The 21,416-nt window shown below is 67.6% G+C and carries 22 protein-coding genes; 18 read left to right on the top strand and 4 right to left on the bottom strand.

Translation table 11 applies throughout. The annotated features are described in order from the left end of the window. Nucleotides 1-41 precede the first annotated feature (41 nt). From F6W70_RS16405 to F6W70_RS16380, 6 genes are all read left to right on the top strand, one after another. Nucleotides 42-1,178, top strand: coding sequence for a hypothetical protein (locus F6W70_RS16405; RefSeq protein ID WP_151487362.1), 1,137 nt, complete (start codon nucleotides 42-44; stop codon nucleotides 1,176-1,178). 98 nt (nucleotides 1,179-1,276) lie between these two features. Then, nucleotides 1,277-2,551 (top strand): hypothetical protein, encoded by a 1,275-nt coding sequence (locus F6W70_RS16400; protein ID WP_151487361.1) that lies wholly within the window; start codon nucleotides 1,277-1,279, stop codon nucleotides 2,549-2,551. Then, nucleotides 2,548-3,114 carry a barstar family protein gene (locus F6W70_RS18010; RefSeq protein WP_151487360.1) on the top strand — a complete coding sequence of 189 codons (567 nt, stop codon included), beginning with the start codon at nucleotides 2,548-2,550 and terminating at the stop codon, nucleotides 3,112-3,114. The genes F6W70_RS16400 and F6W70_RS18010 overlap by 4 nt, the downstream gene beginning before the upstream one ends. Nucleotides 3,115-3,251: 137 nt before the next feature. After that, nucleotides 3,252-3,734 carry a hypothetical protein gene (locus tag F6W70_RS16390; protein ID WP_151487359.1) on the top strand — a complete coding sequence of 161 codons (483 nt, stop codon included), beginning with the start codon at nucleotides 3,252-3,254 and terminating at the stop codon, nucleotides 3,732-3,734. 340 nt (nucleotides 3,735-4,074) lie between these two features. After that, nucleotides 4,075-5,361, top strand: coding sequence for an adenylosuccinate synthase (locus F6W70_RS16385; RefSeq protein ID WP_031205880.1), 1,287 nt, complete (start codon nucleotides 4,075-4,077; stop codon nucleotides 5,359-5,361). A gap of 8 nt (nucleotides 5,362-5,369) precedes the next feature. Then, nucleotides 5,370-6,476: a lactonase family protein gene (locus tag F6W70_RS16380; protein WP_151487358.1), complete on the top strand. Its 1,107-nt coding sequence runs from the start codon at nucleotides 5,370-5,372 to the stop codon at nucleotides 6,474-6,476. 143 nt (nucleotides 6,477-6,619) lie between these two features. Here F6W70_RS16380 and F6W70_RS16375 read toward each other — a convergent pair whose 3' ends face one another. Together F6W70_RS16375 and F6W70_RS16370 are read right to left on the bottom strand one after the other, a co-directional pair. Continuing rightward, nucleotides 6,620-7,864: a beta-ketoacyl-[acyl-carrier-protein] synthase family protein gene (locus F6W70_RS16375; protein WP_151487357.1), complete on the bottom strand. Its 1,245-nt coding sequence runs from the start codon at nucleotides 7,862-7,864 to the stop codon at nucleotides 6,620-6,622. Beyond that, on the bottom strand, nucleotides 7,861-9,396 hold the full coding sequence (locus F6W70_RS16370) for a class I adenylate-forming enzyme family protein (protein WP_318278931.1): 1,536 nt from the start codon (nucleotides 9,394-9,396) through the stop codon (nucleotides 7,861-7,863). The genes F6W70_RS16375 and F6W70_RS16370 overlap by 4 nt, the downstream gene beginning before the upstream one ends. A gap of 48 nt (nucleotides 9,397-9,444) precedes the next feature. Between F6W70_RS16370 and F6W70_RS16365 the strand changes: the two genes are divergently transcribed. Then, on the top strand, nucleotides 9,445-10,035 hold the full coding sequence (locus tag F6W70_RS16365; RefSeq protein ID WP_055875632.1) for a biotin transporter BioY: 591 nt from the start codon (nucleotides 9,445-9,447) through the stop codon (nucleotides 10,033-10,035). Nucleotides 10,036-10,256: 221 nt separating this feature from the next. Here the strand turns inward: F6W70_RS16365 and F6W70_RS17880 are convergent, their stop codons facing one another. Next, entirely contained in the window at nucleotides 10,257-10,445 is a 189-nt protein-coding gene (locus F6W70_RS17880; protein WP_170287947.1) for a hypothetical protein, read from the bottom strand. A gap of 130 nt (nucleotides 10,446-10,575) precedes the next feature. On the opposite strand from F6W70_RS17880, the gene F6W70_RS16360 reads away from it, so the two are divergent. From F6W70_RS16360 to F6W70_RS16320, 9 genes are all read left to right on the top strand, one after another. Next, entirely contained in the window at nucleotides 10,576-12,444 is a 1,869-nt protein-coding gene (locus F6W70_RS16360) for a colicin D domain-containing protein (protein WP_170287946.1), read from the top strand. Beyond that, nucleotides 12,437-12,661, top strand: a complete 225-nt coding sequence (locus F6W70_RS16355) for a hypothetical protein (protein WP_144052991.1) — start codon at nucleotides 12,437-12,439, stop codon at nucleotides 12,659-12,661. The genes F6W70_RS16360 and F6W70_RS16355 overlap by 8 nt, the downstream gene beginning before the upstream one ends. A 60-nt stretch (nucleotides 12,662-12,721) precedes the next feature. Beyond that, complete coding sequence (locus F6W70_RS16350) at nucleotides 12,722-13,009, top strand: hypothetical protein (protein WP_151487355.1); 288 nt, start codon at nucleotides 12,722-12,724, stop codon at nucleotides 13,007-13,009. A gap of 115 nt (nucleotides 13,010-13,124) precedes the next feature. Next, on the top strand, nucleotides 13,125-14,561 hold the full coding sequence (locus F6W70_RS16345) for a dihydrolipoyl dehydrogenase family protein (RefSeq protein WP_151487354.1): 1,437 nt from the start codon (nucleotides 13,125-13,127) through the stop codon (nucleotides 14,559-14,561). Nucleotides 14,562-14,722: 161 nt separating this feature from the next. After that, complete coding sequence (locus tag F6W70_RS16340) at nucleotides 14,723-15,025, top strand: DUF427 domain-containing protein (protein WP_151487353.1); 303 nt, start codon at nucleotides 14,723-14,725, stop codon at nucleotides 15,023-15,025. A gap of 60 nt (nucleotides 15,026-15,085) precedes the next feature. Next, nucleotides 15,086-15,958, top strand: coding sequence for an ABC transporter ATP-binding protein (locus tag F6W70_RS16335; RefSeq protein ID WP_151487352.1), 873 nt, complete (start codon nucleotides 15,086-15,088; stop codon nucleotides 15,956-15,958). After that, nucleotides 15,955-16,638 carry an ABC transporter permease gene (locus tag F6W70_RS16330; RefSeq protein ID WP_017830019.1) on the top strand — a complete coding sequence of 228 codons (684 nt, stop codon included), beginning with the start codon at nucleotides 15,955-15,957 and terminating at the stop codon, nucleotides 16,636-16,638. The genes F6W70_RS16335 and F6W70_RS16330 overlap by 4 nt, the downstream gene beginning before the upstream one ends. Further along, nucleotides 16,635-17,360: an ABC transporter permease gene (locus tag F6W70_RS16325; protein WP_151487351.1), complete on the top strand. Its 726-nt coding sequence runs from the start codon at nucleotides 16,635-16,637 to the stop codon at nucleotides 17,358-17,360. Before F6W70_RS16330 ends, F6W70_RS16325 begins: the two co-directional genes overlap by 4 nt. Before the next feature lie 64 nt (nucleotides 17,361-17,424). Next, entirely contained in the window at nucleotides 17,425-18,339 is a 915-nt protein-coding gene (locus F6W70_RS16320) for an ABC transporter substrate-binding protein (protein ID WP_151487350.1), read from the top strand. Between the two features lie 60 nt (nucleotides 18,340-18,399). Here F6W70_RS16320 and F6W70_RS16315 read toward each other — a convergent pair whose 3' ends face one another. Next, nucleotides 18,400-19,617 (bottom strand): AI-2E family transporter, encoded by a 1,218-nt coding sequence (locus tag F6W70_RS16315; RefSeq protein ID WP_017830022.1) that lies wholly within the window; start codon nucleotides 19,615-19,617, stop codon nucleotides 18,400-18,402. Nucleotides 19,618-19,679: 62 nt separating this feature from the next. Here F6W70_RS16315 and F6W70_RS16310 point away from each other — a divergent pair, with 62 nt between their 5' ends. Next, nucleotides 19,680-19,979, top strand: a complete 300-nt coding sequence (locus tag F6W70_RS16310) for a chorismate mutase (RefSeq protein ID WP_055871763.1) — start codon at nucleotides 19,680-19,682, stop codon at nucleotides 19,977-19,979. Nucleotides 19,980-20,143: 164 nt separating this feature from the next. Next, nucleotides 20,144-21,310, top strand: coding sequence for an ROK family protein (locus F6W70_RS16305; protein ID WP_151487349.1), 1,167 nt, complete (start codon nucleotides 20,144-20,146; stop codon nucleotides 21,308-21,310). Nucleotides 21,311-21,416: the final 106 nt, after the last annotated feature.

Below are 21,416 nucleotides of genomic sequence, written 5' to 3'. Positions count from 1 at the left end.
GTTGGACGAACAAGCTCTGCCTGAAGGAGAGGTGATGTCTGGTGTCATACGACCTCGATGTCTTCGGAACGCTGTCGCTCAGTGCGCGTCAGCTGGTCGACGTGCTGGTGGAGGACCGGGCTCTGCATGCTCAGGTCGACCCGGGATCCGGGGGGATCTCGGCCGTCGTGCGGGCGGACTCGGGAGAGCACTGCTTCATCCTCGACGGCCCGACTCGGCTGGAACGCGAGGATCTTCCCGAGGGGAGACCGGATCTCACCCGGCAGCGGGTGCAGTACAGCATCTACGTGACCTACGACGGCCAGGCGGAGTCGAATACAGCGCTCGCGCTCGCTTTCGCCGACCGGCTCGCCCAGCGTGTCAAGGGGACGGTAGTCGACTGGCAGACCGAACCGGAGCCGGCGGACGCGCCTCCGCCCCCTCCGGAACCCGAGTACTTCCTGCATCTGGAATGGTTCCGGAGCCTGGACGACGACAGTGACGCCTTCGCCGCCCACTACGTCGCATCGGCGGAGGAGTTCTTCCCCCGTGCTCTGCCGAGGACCTTCGGGCGCTGGTCCCCGTTTGCGACGTTCGCGAAGGAAGGTGCAACGGGAGTCGACAGGTTGTACCGGGAAGAGTGCGCCTCCCAGCGGATGCAGATAAGTGGGCGCAAACCGCTGCTGTACGGATTCCTCGATGAGTGGTCCCGAGATCAGATCAGCGAGCGTCAACGCCTGGGGCTCGTGTTCGACGCGTCCACTTTGCTCAAGCCCCGTCTCGCCGGTGCGGTCGAGGCCTTTTTCGTCGACCTTGCTCGGCGCACGGACAGCTTCTTCGCGTGCGCGGACGTCCGACGATCGAGGTACGGCCCTCCTGTCGCAATGGCAAGATGGGGAGAATGGACGGGCCTGCCCCGGCAGGCGCCTTGGTTGAGCTGGTTCGCCCCCGACTACGCCGCCCTCGTGCAGCCGCACTTGACGACGGGGGAGCTTCGGGAATCCGACCGGGGGCTTCTCCACGTCAGCCGCCCTTCGCCCGCGATTCCCGCCTCAGCATCGACCGAGCGGGAACCGTGGATCCCCGAGGACTTCCTTCCCCTTCAGGACGACCCTGATCATCGCCGATTGGCGACGGCCACCGCGAGGATCATGCCGGAACGCCTCCGGTCGACGAACGATCTGATTCGCATTCGGTGATGGCCGCATCCCCGGTGCCGCGCCCGATGTAGTCGTGTCCTTCTGGTGTCCGTTCCATCCGACAGGATGGGAGCAGATGACTCGGAGGGGAGCGGTTGATGTCATATGACCTCGAGGTGTACGGAAAGGTCGCGCTGACGACGAAGGAGCTGGCGAAGGTGGTCTCGTCGGTGCGGGGGCTGAAGGCCGCGGTCGATCGGAGATCGCAGACGATCTCGTCGATCGTGCACAAGCGCACGCGTGAGATGGCGTTCGAGCTCGACGGTCCTGATCTCGTGGAGTCCGAGGATATTCCGGAGGAGTGGACCGAGGTCGCGGATGCGACGGTGCTGTACAGCATCCACGTGTCGTACGACGTGCAGTCGGGCGCCGGAGGGTTCTCGTTCAGCGTCGATGAGGCGAAGCTGTCGGTGGCGACGGCATTCGCGGCACGGTTGGCGGAGCGCATCGGCGGCACGGTGATCGACCCGCAGACCTACGAGCCTCCTGAGCGTGAGCCGGACCCCGAGCCCGCACCTGATCCGGAACCCCCGCGACCGCGTTTCCTGCATCTGCGCTGGTACCGCCTGCTCGACGACGCGAACGACAAGGACCTCGCCGAGATCTATCTCCGCACCGCTCGCGAGTTCTTCAAGCCCGGGGTGCCTCCGCGATTCGGCACCCACGAGCCCTTCCAGGGACGGTTCCCCCGCGACGATGATGCGCAGTTCGACGCGATGTACCGCGAGGACTGCTACCTCAGCGATCTCATTCTGGCGGGCAAGCCGATCGAGCACGGGACCATCGACGGCTGGACGAACGACCTGGAGCGCCGAACTCAATCGATCCGACTGAAGTTCGAGCTCGATCGGCTCGAGAAGGTCAAAGCCCTGGACGCCATCGAACCGTTCTTCGTCGCGCTTGCCGAACGGACCGGCTCCTTCTTCGCGTTCGCCGAGGTCAACACGAGTCGGTACGGAACGGCTCACCCGCTCATGGACGTCAAGCTCAAAGACCCGTGGAGCGGATTGCCGACTGCGCCGCAATGGCTGACCTGGTTCGAGCCGGAGTACGCCGAGATGGTCGCTCCGCATCTCGATCCGATCCGCACGAAGGCGAACGGCCAGGGGACACTGCACCGCTGGACGGAGCACCCGGCCGGGGCGGATGAGCTCCTTCGGCTGAGCGGCGATCCGTGGATCCCCGCCGGCTTCCGAGGGGTGCTCGATCCCGCGGGCGACGGGCGGTGCGCCCAGGCGGCCGCGGTCATGCCGGCGTCTCTGAGGTATCCCGTCCCCGAATCACCGCAAGCCCTGCGCATCGAGGCGCACTACGCGCGGGTGCGAGAGATCGAGGCCAACGCACGGAACCGAGCCGCCGAGGGGCGTCGATGACGCTCGAAGGGGGAGAGGCCGGCCCGACGTCGACCGCGAGGGGCTTCCTCTGGACGACGGAAGGTCCGTGGGTGTACGTCGGGCACGGCGAGCAGGGGCGCGAGAAGTGGATTCCGTCGTCCTTCTATAAGACGGCCGAGCTGGATGACGTGTGCGTGCGGACGCTCCGCGGGTGGAAGATGCGTTCGTACGAAGGACTGATGAACGAGTTCGGGGCCGCGCTCCAGTTCTTCGAAGAGTTCGGGGAGAACTGGTCGGCGCTGAGCGACTGCCTCCGATCTCTGGACGAGTGGCTGCCGGCCAAGACCTATGTGCTCGTCGTCGAGCGCGCCGAGGAGGTGCTCGTCGACGATCCCCTCGATCTCCAAGCGTTCTTGCGCACACTTCATTCCGCCGGAGAATCCTGGTCCGAAGCGGTGGACAGCCCCGAGATGTTTGCGCGCCCGCCCATTCCCTTCCACGTGCTGCTGAACGTCAGTGATGAGCACCCGGAAGGCATCGACCGATTCGCGCGCGCTGCCGCCGAGGCGCGGACCGACATTCCCCTGCGCGGCCATCGATGAATGGAGGTCTTCGTGTCGTTTGACCTTGAGGTGTATGGCGAGCACTCGCTCTCATCGGATCAGATCGCGGAAGTCATCGTGTCGGTGGGCGCGGCCTCGTCGCCGACTGGGATGCAGAGGGAACGAGCATTGTGGCTGTGCGCCACGCCAACTCGGAGCGCCACTGCCTCACCCTCGACGGACCGTTTGACATCGAAGGAGAAGATGTTCCGGAGGGCTGGCAAACTGCCCTTTCTGGGGCGACCGTGGAGCTGAACGATGCGGCGTATGCGCATTTCGGGCAATCCGAAATCGATCCGAGGTGCGGCGATTCAGGTACGGCGTTCCGGCCTGAGGATGAGTACGACTACTTTTCTCAACGACATCAACTGATGGGACGAAACATGCAGTTCTTGACACTTCCCGATCTTCGAATCGACGAAGTTTCCCCAGATGCCGTTGGGGCATTCGTCGTTACCTTAGATGAGATTGCTGTCCTCGCGAACGCCATCGTGCAATCGCGCCTGGCCATTGACGATTGGGAGTTCTCATCGTTGGTCGGGATGGAGCCGAGCGAGGCTGACCAGATGCGGCAGGCTCTCGTTCATGTGTTGCGCACGCACCGGTCGCCACAAACATAGCGGCTCAGCTTCACGGCGACGGAAAGGGTGACCTCGTCGCTCGTGACTCCAACGCCTGCTGTGGCGGTTCCTCGGCATGGTGTCAACCTCGAGACACCCACGCAGGTCGGCAACGGCCGGAACATCATGACCGTGATCACCGGTGGCCTCGACTACACCGGCGACGGCATCGCCGACATCCTCGCGCGCCAGACGACCGGGGCGTTCTGGATCTACCCCGGCACAGCCACACTGAGCGTCCCCGAAAGGGCGCACCGAAGCCCTCCCGATAGGATGGGACCGCCCGAAGAGGGCCAGCTCATCGGCCGGTGCAAACCCGGCGAAAGCCAGGGGGTTACCCATGCCAGGAATCGTTATCGTCGGCGTGCAGTGGGGCGACGAAGGAAAGGGCAAGGCCACCGATCTTCTCGGTGAGCGCACCGACTGGGTGGTGAAGTTCAACGGCGGCAACAACGCCGGGCACACCGTCGTCGTCGGCGACGAGAAGTACGCGCTGCACCTGCTGCCCTCCGGCATCCTGTCTCCGGGCGTGACGCCCGTGATCGGCAACGGGGTCGTGGTCGACCTCGAGGTGCTCTTCTTCGAGCTGGAGGCGCTCGCCGCCCGCGGCATCGACGTCTCGCGCCTCAAGGTCAGTGCCAACGCGCACATCATCACGCAGTACCACCGCACGCTCGACAAGGTCACCGAGCGCTTTCTCGGCAAGCGCATGATCGGCACGACCGGTCGCGGCATCGGCCCGGCATACGCCGACAAGATCAACCGCGTGGGCATCCGCGTGCAGGACCTGTTCGACGAGAACATCCTGCGCCAGAAGGTCGAGGGTGCCCTCGATCAGAAGAACCACCTGCTGGTGAAGATCTTCAACCGTCGTGCGATCACCGCCGACGAGGTCGTCGAAGACCTGCTCTCGTACGCCGAGCGGCTGCGGCCGATGGTCGCCGACACCGGCTACCTGATCGCGCAGGCTCTGGACCGCGGCGAGGTCGTCGTGTTCGAGGGCGGCCAGGCCACGATGCTCGACATCGACCACGGCACCTACCCGTTCGTCACCTCTTCGTCGGCAACCGCCGGCGGCGCAGCGACGGGCGCGGGCGTGGGCCCCGGTGCGCTCGACCGCATCGTCGGCATCGTCAAGGCGTACACGACCCGCGTCGGCTCCGGTCCGTTCCCGACCGAGCTCTTCGACGAGCAGGGCGAGTGGCTGCGCAAGCAGGGCTTCGAGTTCGGCACCACCACCGGTCGTCCGCGCCGTGTGGGCTGGTACGACGCGCCCATCACGCGCTACGCCACGCGCATCAACGGCATCACCGACCTGGTGCTCACCAAGCTCGACATCCTCACGGGCCTCGAGCAGATCCCGGTGTGCGTCGCCTACGACGTCGACGGCGAGCGGTTCGACGAGGTGCCGGTCAACCAGACCGACTTCCACCACGCGAAGCCGATCCTGGAGTACTTCCCTGGTTGGAGTGAAGACATCTCCGTCGCGCGCACCTTCGAGGACCTGCCGCAGAACGCACAGGACTACGTGCTGGCGCTCGAGAAGATGAGCAACACACGCATCTCGGTGATCGGCGTCGGGCCCGAGCGCGATCAGGTCGTCGTCCGTCACGACCTGCTCGACTGACCCGCGTCGTGACGCGCTTCTGGCTGGGCGGCTACGGGGCCGCGATGGACGGCTCGGCCGAGGGAATCGGCCTGCTCGCGGGGGATGAAGGGCGCGAGGCTTCCACTCTCGCCTACCGCGGCGCCGTGGTCGAGACGCCCTCGCCCTCGTGGCTCGCGCAGCACCCGACCCTCGACGTCGTCTATGCGGCACTCGAAGGTGACTCCGCGGTGCAGGCGTTCTTCCGCGCGGGCGAAGCCGCTCTCACGCCTCTGGGGCCGCCCGCCGCGGTCGGCCAGTACGTCTGTCATGTCGCGGTCGCCCCGAACGGTTCGGCCCTGATCGCCAGCTGTTACGGCGATGGCCGCGTGGTGCGGTTCGATCTGGATGCGGACGGTCGCATCGTCGCCCCGAAGCCGGATGCCGCGGCGGCGCTTCGCGCGGCCCTGTTCGGTGACGCCGACCCCGATGCTCCGGTCGCGACTCCTCCCGGAGACGGCGTCGCGGCGGTCGATCCGTACGGGGTCGGCGGTGACCGCGTCTCGCACGCGCACGCGGCGACGTTCCTCCCCGACGGCCGTGTCGCGACCACCGACCTCGGGTTCGACCTCGTGCGGTTCTGGCGGCAGAGCGGCAGCGGGCTCACCCTCGACCACGAGGTGGTGCTCCCGCTCGGCACCGGTCCGCGGCACATGGTGCTGCACCCCAGCGGGCACCTGCACGTGGTCACCGAGTACTCGTGCGAAGTGTTCACGCTCGCGCCGGTGGCGGATGGCACCTGGAGCGTCGTGTCGGTGACGCTGACGAGCCCGATCGCCGAGGTGGGCACGGACTTCCCCGCCGAGCTCGCCCGCACGCGCGACGGACAGTTCCTGTACACGGCCCTGCGCGGCAGCAACACGATCGCGGCGCTGCGGGTGCGCGGCGGCGGCGAGTCTCTGGAGTCCGTGGCGCTCGCCGACGCGGGGGTCGACTGGCCGCGGCACCACCTCGTCCACGAGGGCAAGATGCTCGTCGCGGGGCAGCGCTCCGACACGATCACGCTGATCGACCTCGACGAGCGCACGGGCGCGCCCCTCGGCATCCGTCACGAGGCGCAGGTTCCGACCCCCACGCACTTCCTGCCGGTGCGCTGACCGCGGCTCGTGCGGCCGGGTCGGCCTTGCCTGCCCGGGACACTTGTCGGGAGTGGGAGCGGATGTCGGGCGACACGCCGCGTCCTGCTCCGACATCCGTCCGCTCTCCCGACACCTGGCACGGGTACGGGCGCCGGTCGGGCTCACTCGCACGCCGTGAGCAGCAGCGCCGCGTTGTGACCTCCGAATCCGAACGAGGTCGACAGCACCGTGCGGACCGGATGCGGTCGCTCCCGGTCGCGGACGAAATCCCACCCGTCCGCGCACGGATGCGACAGGTTGATGGTCGGAGGCAGCACCTGATCGCGAAGAGTCATCGCGGCGATGACGGCTTCGGTGACGCCCGCTGCGCCGAGCAGATGCCCGGTGGTCGACTTCGTCGCGGTGAGTGGAACGGATGGCGCTCCCGATCCCAGCGCCTGTGCGAGCGCGACGAGCTCGGCTTCGTCGCCGAGAACCGTGCCCGTGCCGTGGGTGTTCACATGGTCGATCTGCGCGGCGCGGATGTCGGCGTCGGCGAGGCATGCATCGATCGCCCTGGTCGCCCCGGCGGCGTCCGGGTCCGGTGCCGTGGCGTGATGCGCGTCGCTGGTCGCACCGAACCCGGCGATGGTCGCGAGGGGTCGAGCGCCGCGCTCCCGTGCGAGGTCCGCGGCCTCCAGCAGCACGGCGGATGCGCCCTGTGCCATCACGAAGCCCGTACGTGCGCGGTCGAAAGGGCGCGAGGCCGCCGAGGGGTCGTCGCCGAAGCCCGTGGCGAGCGAGCGGAGGTTGGTGTGCGACGCCAGGTGCAGCGGGCCGAGGCAATCCTCCATCCCGACGACCAGCACTGCGTCGGCGTAGCCGTGACGGATCCTCCGGAGACCTTCTCCGATCGCGACCGCGCCACTCGCGCACGCCGCGGCGATCGCGTGGGTCTGGCCGAGGAATCCGTATCGTCTGCTGAGCACTGTCGCGATCGCGTCCGCGGTTCCGTAGACGGTGAGCCCTGGCGGTACCCGGCGGGGTCCGCGATCTCGCAGCGCGCCTGCCGCCTGCACCGTCGCATCCACCGGGCCCGACCCTGTCGCGATGATCACCTGCGCGACGTCCGCGATCCCCGATGGCGCGCCCAGGTCCGCATCGGCGAGTGCTTCATCGGCCGCGGCGATCGCCCACTGCTGCATCGGCGTGAGGCGACGCGCGAGAGATGCCGACACGTCGGAGGCGCCGGTGAATCCACGCACCACTCCGCCGACCTGCACCGGCCCTGACCCGGCGATCTCCCGGGGGATCCGCGTGATGCCGCTGCGTCCCGCGCGCACAGACGTCCACAGTTCCGGTGCCGTGAGGCCGCTGGGGGTGACCGCTCCGACGCCGGTGACGACCACGGAGCGCCCGGCGCTCACGATCGTCCCCGCCCGACTGCCACGAGATCCGCGACCGCGGCGCGGCGGATCTTCCCACCCGCTGTCCGGGGGAGCTCCGTCACCGTGTGCCAGCGACGGGGCCGGGCGGCCGGAGCGAGACGCTCGCGCGCCCATCGGCGCAGCTCTGCGGCCGGCGGTGCATCGCCCTCGGTCACCAGCGCGATCCGCAGACCCAGGCGATCGTCGCTCTCGGCGATGGCGCACCACGCGCTGAGGCCCGGCATGCCGTCGAAGGCGCGCTCCACCTCGTCGAGCGCGACGGTGTGCCCGCCGGTGGTGACGACGTCTCCTGCTCTGCCGACGAACGTGAAGTCCCGGCCGCGCAGCCGCCCCTGATCGTGCACGCTCGCCCAGCCGTCGCCGTCTGTCAACGGCGTCGAGGTCGTGCCCGCCAGGTAGGCGGCCGAGCATGAGGGGGAGCGCACCCAGAGGCTGCCGAGCTCGCCCGGTGCCAGCTCACTGCCGTCGTCGCCGCGCACCCGCGCCTCCACCTGCGGGTAGAGCCGGATGCTGTCGTGGCCGGCGCGGTCGTCACCGATGAAGCCGAGTTCGCCGGTGCCGAAGTAGCTGATCGTCCGGGTATGGGGGAGGGCTTCGGCGACGGCCGCTCGCGCCGATGCCGGGAACCCCGCACCCCCGGTGACGATCAGATCGATGCCGTCGTACCGCGCCGGGTGGCGCCGCGCCGCGTCGGTGAGAGCCGTCACCGCCGCAGGAACCGCGACCAGGCGTGTGATGCGCTCGTCGTGCACCCGCGAGCTGAGCCAGAGCTCGTCGAGGCGGTCCGCGACGTGCATCCGACCGCCTGTGGCGAGCACCTCGAACAGCGTGTACAGGGTCAGGCTGTACGACATCGGGCCCGGGGCGAAGGTCGCCACCCCGTCTTGCGCGCCCAGGTGGTCGCGGGAGACGTCGATGTTCGCCGCGTACTGCCTGCGCGTCTTGAGGAAGGCCTTCGGTGGGCCCGTCGTCCCCGAAGAGGTGAGCATCAGGAACGGCGCATCGTCGGCCGATGCTTCTGCGTGGGTCGAGGCGAGGGAGGGGGTTCGTGCGAGATCGTCGAGTCCGACGACGAGTCCCGACCATCCGGCCGAATGCAGAGCGGCCCGGATCGTCGGAACATCCGTGATGACGGCGGCCGCTCCGGTCGTGACGATCAGCTGCATCTGGAGTGCGACGGGCCAGTGCGCGTCGACGACGGTGAGGATGCGCGCGCCCGCCTCCACCGCGACGACGGCGCGCGCGGTGTCGAACGCGGTGGACAGGCAGATGGCGATGACCGGCGGCAGCGGTGGGTGAGCTCCTGAAGTCGCCGTCGCGCAGGCATCCGCGAGGGCGTGCGCCAGGGCCGTGGAGGTACGGCGCGAATCGGCGTGGAGCTCGCCATAGGTCATGCGGGCGTCGCGGCCGACGATCGCCGGCCGGTCGGGGTCTTCGGTGGCGATGCGACGCAGCATCGGGGAGAGGGACGTGAGGACTCCTGGGGCGGGTTTGCGTGGGGACGAGGGCATCCCTATTCTAATGAACACCGTTCAGGTGAACGGTGTTCAGGAGGAAACATGACCACGTCCCGCACCACCGAAACCAGCGCCGCACTCGGCCGCATCGCGGTCTTCGCCGCACTGATCGTCGTGCTCGGCACCGTGATCGTGCCCCTGCCCAGCGGCGTGCCGATCACCGCGCAGACTCTGGGGGTCATGCTCGCCGGTCTCGTGCTGGGACCGCGCCTCGCACCGCTCGCCGTCGTGCTCGTGCTGGCGCTCGCCGCGGTGGGGCTTCCGGTGCTCGCGGGTGGCCGCGGAGGGCTCGGCGTGTTCGTCGGCCCCAGCGCCGGGTACCTCCTCGGCTGGATCGCCGGTGTCGTGGTGATCGGCCTCCTCATGCGCACCGGGCGCTTCACGTGGTGGCGTTCCGCTGGCGCCGCGCTCATCGGCGGAGTGTTCGTGGTCTACGCGTTCGGCATCCCCGTGCAGGCCCTCGTGACGGCAGTGCCGCTCGGGCCGACGGCTCTGTCGAGCCTGGCGTTCCTCCCGGGGGATCTGATCAAGGTGACAGCAGCGACGCTGGTCGTTGTCGCGCTCCGTCGTGCCTACCCTCGTGCTTTCGCCGACAACCGGCGGGTGCGGGAGGCCGCGGTGGCGGCGGTGTAGGTATCACGTTCGAGTTCTGACCGCCCGTCCACGACGACGTACCAGCACCCGTGGCTGGGTCAGGCGACGGCCGGAACAGTCGACCCGGATGGCCTCGCGCTGACGACGTCGACGACGTTCGAGCAGCCCGGTGCGGCGGGGTGGTTGCGGCGTCTGACGCGAACGCTCCCGGCCGGTGGTGTGGCCGGTGCTCCGGCGACGGCGAAGACCACGAGCACCTACTACGGCGACCTCGAGAACGCGCCGGCGGTGTGTGGCATCCCCTCGGGGACGAAGTAGTACGGCATGGCGAAGTCGACCACGGGGCCGACTCCGGCTTCGGGCGGGGCCATCACGACCGAGTACGCGTATGACGCGTGGGGCCGTGCTGTCGCGACGAAGTCGACCGGCGACACGGACTGGTCGTGCACGGGTTACGACGCCCGCGGCAAGGTGGTGTCGTCGAAGATTTTCGGAGGGTCGGGGGTCGCGACGATCTCCAGCTCGACGACCGAGACGACCCGGGTCACGGGCGGTGGGTACACGTCTGTCACCGGCGGGGTGTCGGTCGCGGGTTCGCCGAACGACTCGACGATCACGACGGTCAGCGACCTGCTCGGCCGCACCGTGAGCTACACGGACGTGTGGGGCACGGTGACTACGCCCACGTACGATCCGGCTTCCGGTCGGGTGACGCAGATCTCGACGACTCCGGCCGGTGGTGCGGCGTCGGTGACCGCGTACACGTATGACGCGGACGGCAAGGTGAAGACGGTCGCGGTCGATGGGCAGCAGCTCGCGTCGGTGACGTATGACGCGCTGCAGCGGCTGAAGCAGATCACGTATCCGGATGGTTCTGCGCTGAGCAGTGTGGGTCGGGATGCGGCGGAGCGCGTGGTCGGTCAGGAGTGGCTGGTCGGCGGTCAGGTCGTGTCGGATGTTGTGGTGCGTTCGCAGTCGGGTCGTGTGGTGAAGCAGCAGTCGTCGATGGGCTCGACGTCGTATTCGTCGACGTACGGGTATGACACGGCTGGGCGTTTGGTGTCGGCGGTGATTCCGGGGCATGAGTTCACGTATGGGTTCGGGTCGTCGGGTGGGTGTGGTCCGAATGCGGCGGCGGGGATGTCGGGGAACCGGACGGGTCTGACGGATGTGTGGACGGCTCCGGGGCAGGCTCCGGTGACCACGTCGACGTCGTATTGCTATGACTGGGCGGACAGGTTGTTGTCGTCATCGGTGACGGGAGCGATCCCGGGTGCGACGACAGTCGCCGATGGCCTGGCGGCGTCGGAGATCGTGTATGACGCGCGGGGGAACACGGTTCGCCTGGGCGATATGCAGTTCTCGTACGACGCCGCGAACCGGCATGTCGGGACGACGTATGACGATGGCACGGCGGTGCGGATCGTGCGGGATGCGTCGGGACGCATCGCCACACGCACCATCGACCCGACCGGCGATGCCCCCGCGGCCACCACCAACTATCTGTATGCGGCGGGTGGTGATGCCGCGTGGGGTCAAAAGTCGGGTGCGGAGCTGACCCGGAGTGTCGGGTTGCCGGGTGGGGTGTCGTGGACGAACCAGGCCGGGGTGGTGACGTGGTCGTTCCCCGGTTTGGGTGGACACGGCTTGGTGACCCGCACCGGCACCACGGCGAGTGCGTTGTTGTTGTGGGATCCGTTCGGTCAGCCCGTGGACCCTGTGTCATTCGCGGTCGGGACGGTGGCGTCGGATGACACGGGTCAGGTGGCAGGGAACACGCTGTGGCATCAGGGGGCGTTGAAGCCGGCGGAGTCGGCAGGGTCGGCGTTGGTGGTGGAGATGGGGGTGCGGTTGTATGTCCCCGCCCTCGGGAGGTTCCTGCAGGTCGACCCCATCGAAGGGGGCGGAGCGAACGACTACGCCTGGCCCACCGAGCCCATCAACGGACACGACCTCAGCGGGAAGAAGTGGTGGAACCCTTGGGCTGGCGGTTCACAGGGCGGCAACTATGTGACTTCGCGGGGGATGCCTTCGAATATGCGCGGGTACACCACACCGATGGGGATCTACACATGGCGGCGGATGACTCCGGTCGTCGCGCCACGGGCGAACGTGCAAGCCCAGAACCCGATGACTGTCCACCGGTCGGTGACCGTCAGAACAGTGCAGGCGCAAAAGAAGTTCAAGCATGCGAATGACTTTGGAGTTGCTGGGAACTACAGCCCCACCAACGCGCAGAGCTTCGCATCTGCAATCGTCGCGCACGTCCGATCACCGAACACAATTAGCATCACCGGGGAGTACCGCGGTGCTTCCGTGACTCACTACTACAACCCGCAGTCAGGCATCAACGTTATTCTCCAAGGAGATGACTTCCTATCGGGGTGGAAGTTGAGTTCAACGCAAGTCGAGAACTTGCTGACGACTGGGAGGTTGGGTGGTGGGTAACAACGTCACCGTGGTTCTGAGCGAGGAAGAGGCGCTTGTCCTATTCGAGTGGCTCGGAGCAATAAACGAGACAGAAGCGGCTGTCGCTGATCCCGCACAGCGGAGAGTGCTGTGGGACCTGGAAGCCAAACTCGAATCACTTTTGCCGATGGTCTTCGACTCGCACTATGCCGAGCGCGTAGCGGCTGCCAAGAAGGCGGTGAGTAGCGGTCAATGAGCGAGGAGCCGCTTGTTTCTGGGCGACGTGGCAGCGACTCCTCCTTAGCCTGGTGCAGATATGCCGGTGGGAATTCGCTTGCCTGATATTCAGGCAGGAACGGTCCTGCCCAACCTTATTGTCGGTCTATTCGCCGTGGCTCTCGGGATACTCATCATCCGCTATCGCCGCCCGCTCAATGAGGCCGTCTTCAAAACGCAGAGATCGATGTTCGGTGAGCGAATCGCTCAGGCATCCGCAGGCCGCCAGAAGCCGTTCATGATGGGCGTCGTCGGCGTATTCGGCGTGCTCATCGGGCTGCTCATGCTGACCGGCGCGACGATAGGAATGGTTCAGCACTTCACCTAGATCCGCGTCTCCACACCTCCCCCGCGCCACGCCGCAGGGAACAACTCACCCGTGACTCGGCGTTGCTCATGAGCGAGACTGGGCCACGTAACCGGCTCATGGAGAGGTGCGACGCATGAACGCTGCGGAGAAGACCGACGAGTACGACCTGATCGTGTTGGGCGGAGGGCCGGTGGGCGAGAACGTCGCCGACCGAGCCGTACAGGGCGGACTCACCGCGATCATCGTGGAGAGCGAGCTCGTCGGAGGCGAATGCTCCTACTGGGCGTGCATGCCGTCGAAGGCGCTGCTGCGTTCGGCGCAGGCGCTCAGGGCCGCGCAACACGTGGGCGGGTCTTCGCAGGCGGTGACCGGAAAGCTCGATGTGCGCGCGGTGTTCGACCGCCGGGACTCGTTCACCAGCAACTGGTCGGATGACGGCCAGGTGAAGTGGCTCGATTCGGCCGGCATCGACCTGGCCCGCGGCCACGGCCGCATCACGGGCGAGCGCGAGGTGACGGTGACGGATGCCGACGGCGCAGAGCGTGTGCTCAAAGCTCGGCACGCGGTGGCTATCAGCACCGGATCGGATGCCGTCATCCCGCCCATCGAAGGCCTGCGCGAGGCCACCCCGTGGACCAGCCGCGAGGCCACCAGCGCCGAAGAGCTGCCCGAGAGCCTGGCCATCATCGGCGGAGGCGTCGTGGCCGTCGAGATGGCGACCGCCTACGCCGCACTCGGCTCGAAGGTCACCGTGATCGCCCGCAGCGGCCTGCTCGGCGGGATGGAACCCTTCGCGGGCGAGCGCGTCGCCGCGGGGCTCAAGGAACTCGGCGTGGATGTGCGCACCGGTGTGGGAACGACATCCGTGCACCGCGACGCGGACGGCGTCACCATCACTCTCGACGGTGGCGAGGAGATCACTGCGACCGAGGTGCTCGCCGCGACCGGTCGCTCGCCGCGCAGCGGTGACATCGGCCTCGACGTCGTGGGGCTGGAACCCGGCCGCTGGATCGAGACGGATGACACGCTCCGCGTTCCCGGATCGGACTGGCTCTACGCGGTCGGCGACGTCAACGGGCGTGTGCTCCTCACCCATCAGGGCAAGTACCAGGCGCGCGCCGCGGGCGACGTGATCGTGGCCCGCGCTCAGGGCGAAGACGTCGACGATGCCCCGTGGGGCCGTCACGTCGCGACCGCCGACCAGGCTGCCGTCCCGCAGGTCACGTTCTCGATTCCCGAGGTCGGCTCCGTCGGGCTCACCGAGGCCCAGGCGGTCAAGGCCCGTATCGCGGTGAAGGCCGTCGACTACGACCTGGGCTGGGTCGCCGGGGCGAGCCTCTACGAAGACGGCTTCGAAGGACACGCGCGACTCGTGATCGACACCGAGCGCGACGTCGTGGTCGGTGCGACCTTCGTCGGTCCCGAGGTGGCGGAGCTCGTGCATGCGGCCACCGTGGCGATCGTCGGCGAGGTCCCGATCGCCCGCCTCTGGCACGCGGTGCCGTCGTACCCCACGATCAGCGAGATCTGGCTGCGGCTGCTCGAGGGATACGGCCGCGACTCCGCCTGATCCGTGGAGGGAGTCGATCCCGACATCGGGAGCAATCCGTTCGCGTGATCGTGCCGAACAGGAACGGGATTGTTTCTCATATTGACGGCCGCGACGCAACCCTCATCCCCGATGTCGCAGCCGTCTTATACGCTCGAACTCACATCCGAGGAGGCAGGACCATGAAGGCTGTACTCGCAGGAACCGTCATCGCCGAGGCCGACGAGAGCGATCTCGCCCGCATCGAAGGGAACTGGTACTTCCCGCCCGCATCCATCACACCCGGGGCGCTCGTCGAGAGTCGCACGCCGTACACCTGTCCGTGGAAGGGCGCGGCGCAGTACTTCTCGGTGCAGACCGACGGAGAGCTCTACACCGACTACGCCTGGTCGTACCCGAACCCCTACCCCTCCGCGTTCGATCGCGTGGGCAAGGACTTCTCCGGGTACGTCGCGTTCGATCCCCGCGTCGAGGTCGGCCCGTAGCCATCTGAAGAGCCAAGACTCGTCCGCTCGCACATCGATCGACCGACTGGAGACCAGCCCATGATCGAGTTCCGCAACGTCACCAAACGGTTCCCCGGTGGCGCCCTCGCCGTCGACGACTTCAGCCTCGTGCTGCCGTCGCGCAAGACCACCGTGTTCGTCGGTTCGTCCGGCTGTGGCAAGACCACCCTGCTCCGCATGATCAACCGCATGGTCGAGCCCACCTCCGGCGAGGTCGAGATCGACGGCGAGAGCGTGCTCCAGGGCGATCCGGTGGCTCTGCGCCGCCGCATCGGCTACGTCATGCAGAACTCCGGCCTCATGCCGCACTTCACGGTGATCGACAACGTGGCCACGGTGCTGCGGCTGACGGGCGTGAAGAAGACGGCTGCCCACAAGCGGGCGCGTGAGCTGCTCGACACGGTGGGCCTCGACCAGGCGCTCGCCGACCGCTACCCCAGCCAGCTCTCCGGTGGGCAGCAGCAGCGCGTCGGTGTCGCCCGCGGGCTCGCCGCCGACCCGAACATCCTGCTCATGGACGAGCCGTTCGGCGCGGTCGACCCCATCGTGCGGGCCGACCTGCAGCAGGAGACCCTGCGGCTGCAGCGCGAACTCGACAAGACCGTCGTGTTCGTCACGCACGACATCGACGAGGCGTTCCTGCTCGGCGACCAGGTCGTGATCCTCGACAAGGGCGCGCGCATCGTGCAGGTGGGCAGCCCCAGCGAGATCATCGAGAATCCGGCAGACGATTTCGTCGCAGCCTTCATCGGCGCCGATCGGGGTCGCCGCGCCCTGCACCTCAAGCAGACACCGCGCGGCACTGTGGTGGTCGACGCCGATGGCCGCACCCAGGGCTCGATCGTCGATGTGCCGGATGCCGTGACCGATGCTCTCCTGAGCGAGGAGAGCGTCACGAAGGGCGCTCCGTGAACTGGATCGTCGACAACCTCGGCCTCATCCTCGAGCTGACCGGGATCCACCTTCAGCAGAGTGCGATCGCGATCGTGCTCGGCTTCGTGCTGTCGGTGCCGCTGGGCTGGGTCGCCTGGCGCTATCAGCTCGTGAAGGGGCCGGTCATCGTCCTCACCGGGCTGCTCTACACGATCCCCTCGCTGGCACTGCTGATTCTTCTCCCCTCCGTCGCCGGGTATCCGGCCCGCAGCCCGGTCAACCTCATCATCGGCCTCACCATCTATGCGGTCGCGATCCTCGTGCGCGCCGTGTCCGACGGCCTCGACTCGGTCGATCCCGCCATCCGGCAATCGGCCACCGCGATGGGCTACGGTGGCTTCCGCCGGTTCTGGACCGTCGACTTTCCGCTCGCAGGTCCCGTCGTGCTCGCCGGTCTCCGCGTCGCGGCCGTCAGCACGATCTCCCTCGCCACGGTCGGCATCCTCGTCGGTGTGACCAACCTCGGCTATCTGTTCACCAACGGACTGCAGCGGCGCATCCTCGCCGAGGTCTTCGCCGGAGTGATCGCCGTCGTCGTGATCGCTCTCGTGATCGACCTGCTGCTCCTGCTTCTCGGGCGGGCGCTGATGCCGTGGACGCGCGCAGCGAAGACACCGTCCGCCGCACGGCAGACCGCCACCCTGAGAGCCGCCGCATGAACGTGTTCACCGAGGCCTTCGCCTGGCTCTTCTCCCCCGACCGGTGGGAGGGGCCGTACTCGCTGCCCATCCTGTTCGGCCAGCACATGTACTACACGCTGATCTCGGTGCTGATCGCCGGGGTCATCGCGATTCCTCTGGGCTGGCTCATCGGCCACACCGGCAAGGGACGCGAGATCGCGGTCGCCGTCTCCGGGGCAGCGCGCGCCATCCCGTCGTTCGGTCTCATGGTGCTGCTCGTGCTGATCCTGGGCGTCCTGCGCATTCCCGAGGCCGCCGTCATCACGTTCGTGCTCCTCGCGATCCCCTCCCTCCTCGCCGGCGCCTACACCGGGCTCGAGGCCATCGACCGTCGAGTGCTCGACTCCGCGCGTTCGATGGGTATGACCGAGTGGCAGGTGTTCTGGAAGGTCGAGGTTCCCCTCGGACTGCCCCTGCTCGTCGGCGGCATCCGGGCGGCGCTCCTGCAGGTGATCGCCACGGTCACGATCGCGGCCTATGTGAATCTCGGCGGGCTCGGATGGCCGATCATCCAGGGCATTCCGCTGCGCAAGTTCGATCAGGTGCTCGGTGGGGCGATCCTCGTCGCCGTCCTCGCCCTCGCTGTCGACCTGATCTTCGCCCTCCTCCAGCACGCCGCCGTCCCCGCCGGGGTGCGAGCGCCGACCACCACACGCCGGTCGCGAGCCGCAGCCTCGTCTCCGTCGCCCGCTACAGCCTGACATCCACAGCCCCGACAGAGTTCCACAGCACCATCCCTGTTGTCCCAGAGAAGAGGAAGTCCTCATGTTCACAGCACGTAAATCACGACTCGCCCTTGCCGGTGGTGCCGCGCTCGCCGCGGTGCTCGTCCTCGGCGGCTGCGCGAACAGCAACCCGCTCGATGCCCCGAGCGAGGGCTCGAGCTCCGACGGCGACACGATCGTCATCGGCTCGCAGGCCTACTACTCGAACGAGATCATCGCCGAGATCTACGCCCAGGCTCTCGAGGGTGCCGACATCAAGGTCGACCGTCAGTTCAACATCGGACAGCGAGATGCCTATATGCCCGACGTCGAGTCCGGCGCGATCGACCTGTTCCCGGAGTACACCGGCAACCTGCTCGAGTACCTCGACAAAGACGCCACGGCTACCAGCTCTGACGACGTCTACGCCGCTCTGAAGGAAGCGCTGCCGGACGGCCTGACCGCTCTCGACTACGCCGAGGCCTCTGACCAGGACACCTACACGGTGCTGAAGAGCTTCGCCGAGGAGAACGGTCTCACCTCGATCGGCGACCTCTCGAAGGTGACCACCCCGGTCACGATCGGTGCCGCGCCGGAGTTCGAGCAGCGTCCGTACGGCCCGGCTGCGGCCAAGGAGGTCTACGGCGTCGACCTCGGCTTCTCGGCCACCGGCCCGACCACGCTGGAGTCGCTGCTCGCCGGCGAGATCCAGGTCGCTGACATCTACTCGGCCGACCCCGCGTTCCAGACCGAAGACATCGTCGCGCTCGAAGACCCGGAGAACATCATCCTGGCCTCGAACGTCGTGCCGATCGTCTCGAGCGACGTCGCCGACAAGATCTCCGACGTCATCAACGCGGTCAGCAAGAAGCTCACCGCCGAAGAGCTCGTCGGTCTGAACGTGCAGAGCACGGTCGACCAGAAGTCTGCGGGCGACATCGCCAAGAAGTGGCTGGCCGACAACGACCTCAGCTGAGTCGAATGACAGAAGCGCCCGGGCCCCTGAGGGTCCGGGCGCTTCGTCATTTCAGGAACGCTAGAGCCGGGCGTCCTGCTTCGGGACGAGCACCTGCTTGATGATGATCAGGATCGAGGCGGTGACCGGCACGGCCACGAGAGCACCGAGCAGGCCGAGCAGCGTGCCGCCGGCGAGGGCACCGATCACGACGAGTGACCCCGGGACCGAGACGGCGCGGTTCATGACGCGCGGCGTGATCACGTAGGCCTCGATCTGCATGTAGACGAGGTAGATGGCCGCGAAGATCAGCGCCGCGATCGGGTTGGAGAACAACGCGAGGCACGTGCCCAGAATCCAGAACAGCACCGAGCCCACCAGGGGGATCAGGGTGACGCAGAATGCGATCGCCGCCATCAGCGGGGGGAACGGCAGTCCGAGGAAGAAGTAGAGCAGGAAGGCGAGCGTCGCGTTGCAGAACGCGAGCACCACCATCCCCATCACGTAGCCGCCGACCGAGTCGGTGATCTGCTCGACGATGTCTCCGGCGCGAGCGCGGTCGCGGGCGGGAGCCAGACGCAGCATCCCCTGCTTCATGGAAGGGAGAGATGCGAGGAAGTACAGCGTGAGCACGAGCACCACGATGGCGCCCGAGATGCTGGTGGCGATCGAGGCGCCCACAGCCAGAGCGCCGCCGCCGATCGTGGCCAGGTTGCCGAAGTCGGTGAGGAACGACTGCACCTGGGAGACGAGCTCCTGGAACTGCTCGCCGAACTGGGCTTCGAGGGTCGCGTAGAGGTCGCTGCGGGTGAAGTCCCTGATCATGCCGGGAACGGACTGCACGAAGCTCACGATCTGGTCGATCACCACGGGAACGATCATCCACAGCACGAGGGCGAACACCACGAGGAGCGCGAGGATCGTGATGACCACCGAGATGACGCGCGAGAGGCCGCGACGTTCCAGGAACCGCACGGCGGGATCGAGGCCGAGCGCAGCGAACAGTGCGAGAGCGATGTAGATGAGCACGGTCGACAGGTTCGACAGCGCGAGGCCGATCACGATCGCCCCGAGTCCTCCCAGCGTCACCAGGAAGCCGAACACGAACGGGCGGTCGATGCGTGTCCAGAACGACCGGCTCGGGGTCATCGGCTCGATCACGACGGGGAGCGGAGCGTCTGTCGTGGCGGTCACGGGTGCCCGGCGAGCTGTGCGTCGGGCGGTCGCGGATGCGGCGGGAGCTGCGGCGGATGCGTCGTCGTCGTGGGGCGCGGATTCCGGCGACTCTTCGTTGCTCATGTGCTCACGATAGCGGTGCCACGGATCGAAACCAGGATGTCACGCGGCTCTAGAGTAGGGGCATGACCGCCGCCGAGGATCCGAAGGCCGAACTGCTCCGGCTTCGCGCCACCATCGACAACATCGACGCCGCACTGATCTTCATGCTGGCCGAGCGCTTTCGCGCCACCCAGCAGGTCGGGCATCTGAAGGCCGAGCACGAGATGCCGGCGTCCGACCCTGGTCGGGAAGAGCAGCAGGTCGCGCGCCTGCGGGCTCTCGCCGAAGAGGCGCATCTCGATCCGGAGTTCGCGGAGAAGTGGTTCAACTTCGTGGTGGCGGAGGTCATCCGTCATCACACCGAAGCGGCCGAGAGTCGATGAGGAGGAGGAGCCGGACGGGCGACGGTGTGTGCAGCACTCGCCCGTCCGGAGCTTTGTGAGGTCGGTTGACCAACTAAGTTCAATGAATAAACTTAGGGAGAGACTACGGATCGCGTCACGATCTGTCAACTGCTCGCGACGGACGAGCGTCGGAACGGAAACGCATGCTCAGCACGGATGATGGCTTCGACACCCAGGCGTCGGTCCGGCGCGCGAACCTTCGGCGGGCGCTGCAGCTGGTCTTCCTGAATCCGGGGACGCAGACGCGGGCCGGCATCGCGAGGGCGACCGGTCTGACGGCCGCCACTGCATCGTCTCTGGTGGCCGAACTCATCGAGAACCGACTGATCATCGAGGGGGAGCAGGCGGCGAGTACAGGCGGCAAGCGGGCGACCACGCTGAGCGTCGACGCGAGCCACCACCTGATCCTGGTGCTGGTGATCCAGCCCCGGCACGTCGACATCGCCCTCGTCGCCCTCGACGGCACCGAAGTCGACATCCGGCGGGTGAGCTACTCCGTCGAGAACCGCGATCTCGCCCTCGATGAGGCGGTGTCCGCGGTGGCCGAGGAATTCGGGGGACGACTCCTCGCCGCCGGTGTGCAGCTGCCGGGCACGACGGATGGGCGGTCGGTGCTCGAGAGCGTGCAGCTCAAGTGGGAGGACGTGCCTCTCGCCGAACGGTTCGAGCGCGTGCTGGGTGCGCCCGTGCTGCTGATCAACGACGTCGACGCCGAGGCCATCGCCGAAGCAGGCATGGAGGAGTCGCCGTCCGGCTATCGGCTCTTCATCCACCTCGGTGGCGGTGTCGGTGCGGCTGTCACGCTCGACGGCGAACTGGCGCCGGGGCCGCGCGATCGGGCGGGCGAGATCGGGCATGTGCAGGTCGTCTTCGGCGAGGCCGCGCGCGCCTGCCGATGCGGTCAGCGCGGATGCCTCGAGTCGGCCGCCGCGCTCGGGGCGATGCTCGGCGAGGAGTTCTCCGACGCCATGGATGCGCCGGAGATCCGTGAGCTCGCCGCCCAGGCCGATGAGGAGCAGCTCGACGAGGGCGCTCGCGCGTTGGCCAGGGCCGTCAAGCTCATCGGCGCGCTGCTCGACCCGATCGAGGTCGTCATCGGCGGACCGGCGACGCAACTCGGGCCCCGCTTCCTCGACCGTGTCCGTCGGGAGACCGAGTACCCCGCCCGCGGCACGGCGCAGGTGCCCGTCCGCTACGCCGACCCTCGCGTATCGCTCGCGGCCGGAGCCGCCCAGGCGGCCCTGACCGCGGCGCTCGGCGTGCGCTGGAACCCGGAGCAGCTGCGCGCCGCATCCGCGTCGAGCCTCTGAGCGCCTCGCGCCTTCTCTCGCGGAAGGCGAGGCGTGGAGTCCCTCAAGGTGAGGGAGAGACGGTCGTGACGGATTTCGCCGGCGTCCTTGTGCTCTCGCCGATCCT

The sequence above is a fragment of the Microbacterium maritypicum genome (genome assembly GCF_008868125.1).
GTDB classification, from domain to species: domain Bacteria; phylum Actinomycetota; class Actinomycetes; order Actinomycetales; family Microbacteriaceae; genus Microbacterium; species Microbacterium maritypicum.
This window is presented reverse-complemented; position numbering and strand designations above follow the sequence as displayed.

Excerpts from the sequence above, each read along its gene's own strand:
- F6W70_RS16315 (WP_017830022.1), bottom strand. The coding sequence starts at position 19,617 with ATGAGCAACGAAGAGTCGCCGGAATCCGCGCCCCACGACGACGACGCA.
- F6W70_RS16340 (WP_151487353.1), top strand. The coding sequence starts at position 14,723 with ATGAAGGCTGTACTCGCAGGAACCGTCATCGCCGAGGCCGACGAGAGC.
- F6W70_RS16310 (WP_055871763.1), top strand. The coding sequence starts at position 19,680 with ATGACCGCCGCCGAGGATCCGAAGGCCGAACTGCTCCGGCTTCGCGCC.
- F6W70_RS16385 (WP_031205880.1), top strand. The coding sequence starts at position 4,075 with ATGCCAGGAATCGTTATCGTCGGCGTGCAGTGGGGCGACGAAGGAAAG.
- F6W70_RS16370 (WP_318278931.1), bottom strand. The coding sequence starts at position 9,396 with ATGCCCTCGTCCCCACGCAAACCCGCCCCAGGAGTCCTCACGTCCCTC.
- F6W70_RS16320 (WP_151487350.1), top strand. The coding sequence starts at position 17,425 with ATGTTCACAGCACGTAAATCACGACTCGCCCTTGCCGGTGGTGCCGCG.
- F6W70_RS16335 (WP_151487352.1), top strand. The coding sequence starts at position 15,086 with ATGATCGAGTTCCGCAACGTCACCAAACGGTTCCCCGGTGGCGCCCTC.
- F6W70_RS16365 (WP_055875632.1), top strand. The coding sequence starts at position 9,445 with ATGACCACGTCCCGCACCACCGAAACCAGCGCCGCACTCGGCCGCATC.
- F6W70_RS16325 (WP_151487351.1), top strand. The coding sequence starts at position 16,635 with ATGAACGTGTTCACCGAGGCCTTCGCCTGGCTCTTCTCCCCCGACCGG.
- F6W70_RS18010 (WP_151487360.1), top strand. The coding sequence starts at position 2,548 with ATGACGCTCGAAGGGGGAGAGGCCGGCCCGACGTCGACCGCGAGGGGC.
- F6W70_RS16345 (WP_151487354.1), top strand. The coding sequence starts at position 13,125 with ATGAACGCTGCGGAGAAGACCGACGAGTACGACCTGATCGTGTTGGGC.
- F6W70_RS16400 (WP_151487361.1), top strand. The coding sequence starts at position 1,277 with ATGTCATATGACCTCGAGGTGTACGGAAAGGTCGCGCTGACGACGAAG.
- F6W70_RS16305 (WP_151487349.1), top strand. The coding sequence starts at position 20,144 with ATGCTCAGCACGGATGATGGCTTCGACACCCAGGCGTCGGTCCGGCGC.
- F6W70_RS16350 (WP_151487355.1), top strand. The coding sequence starts at position 12,722 with ATGCCGGTGGGAATTCGCTTGCCTGATATTCAGGCAGGAACGGTCCTG.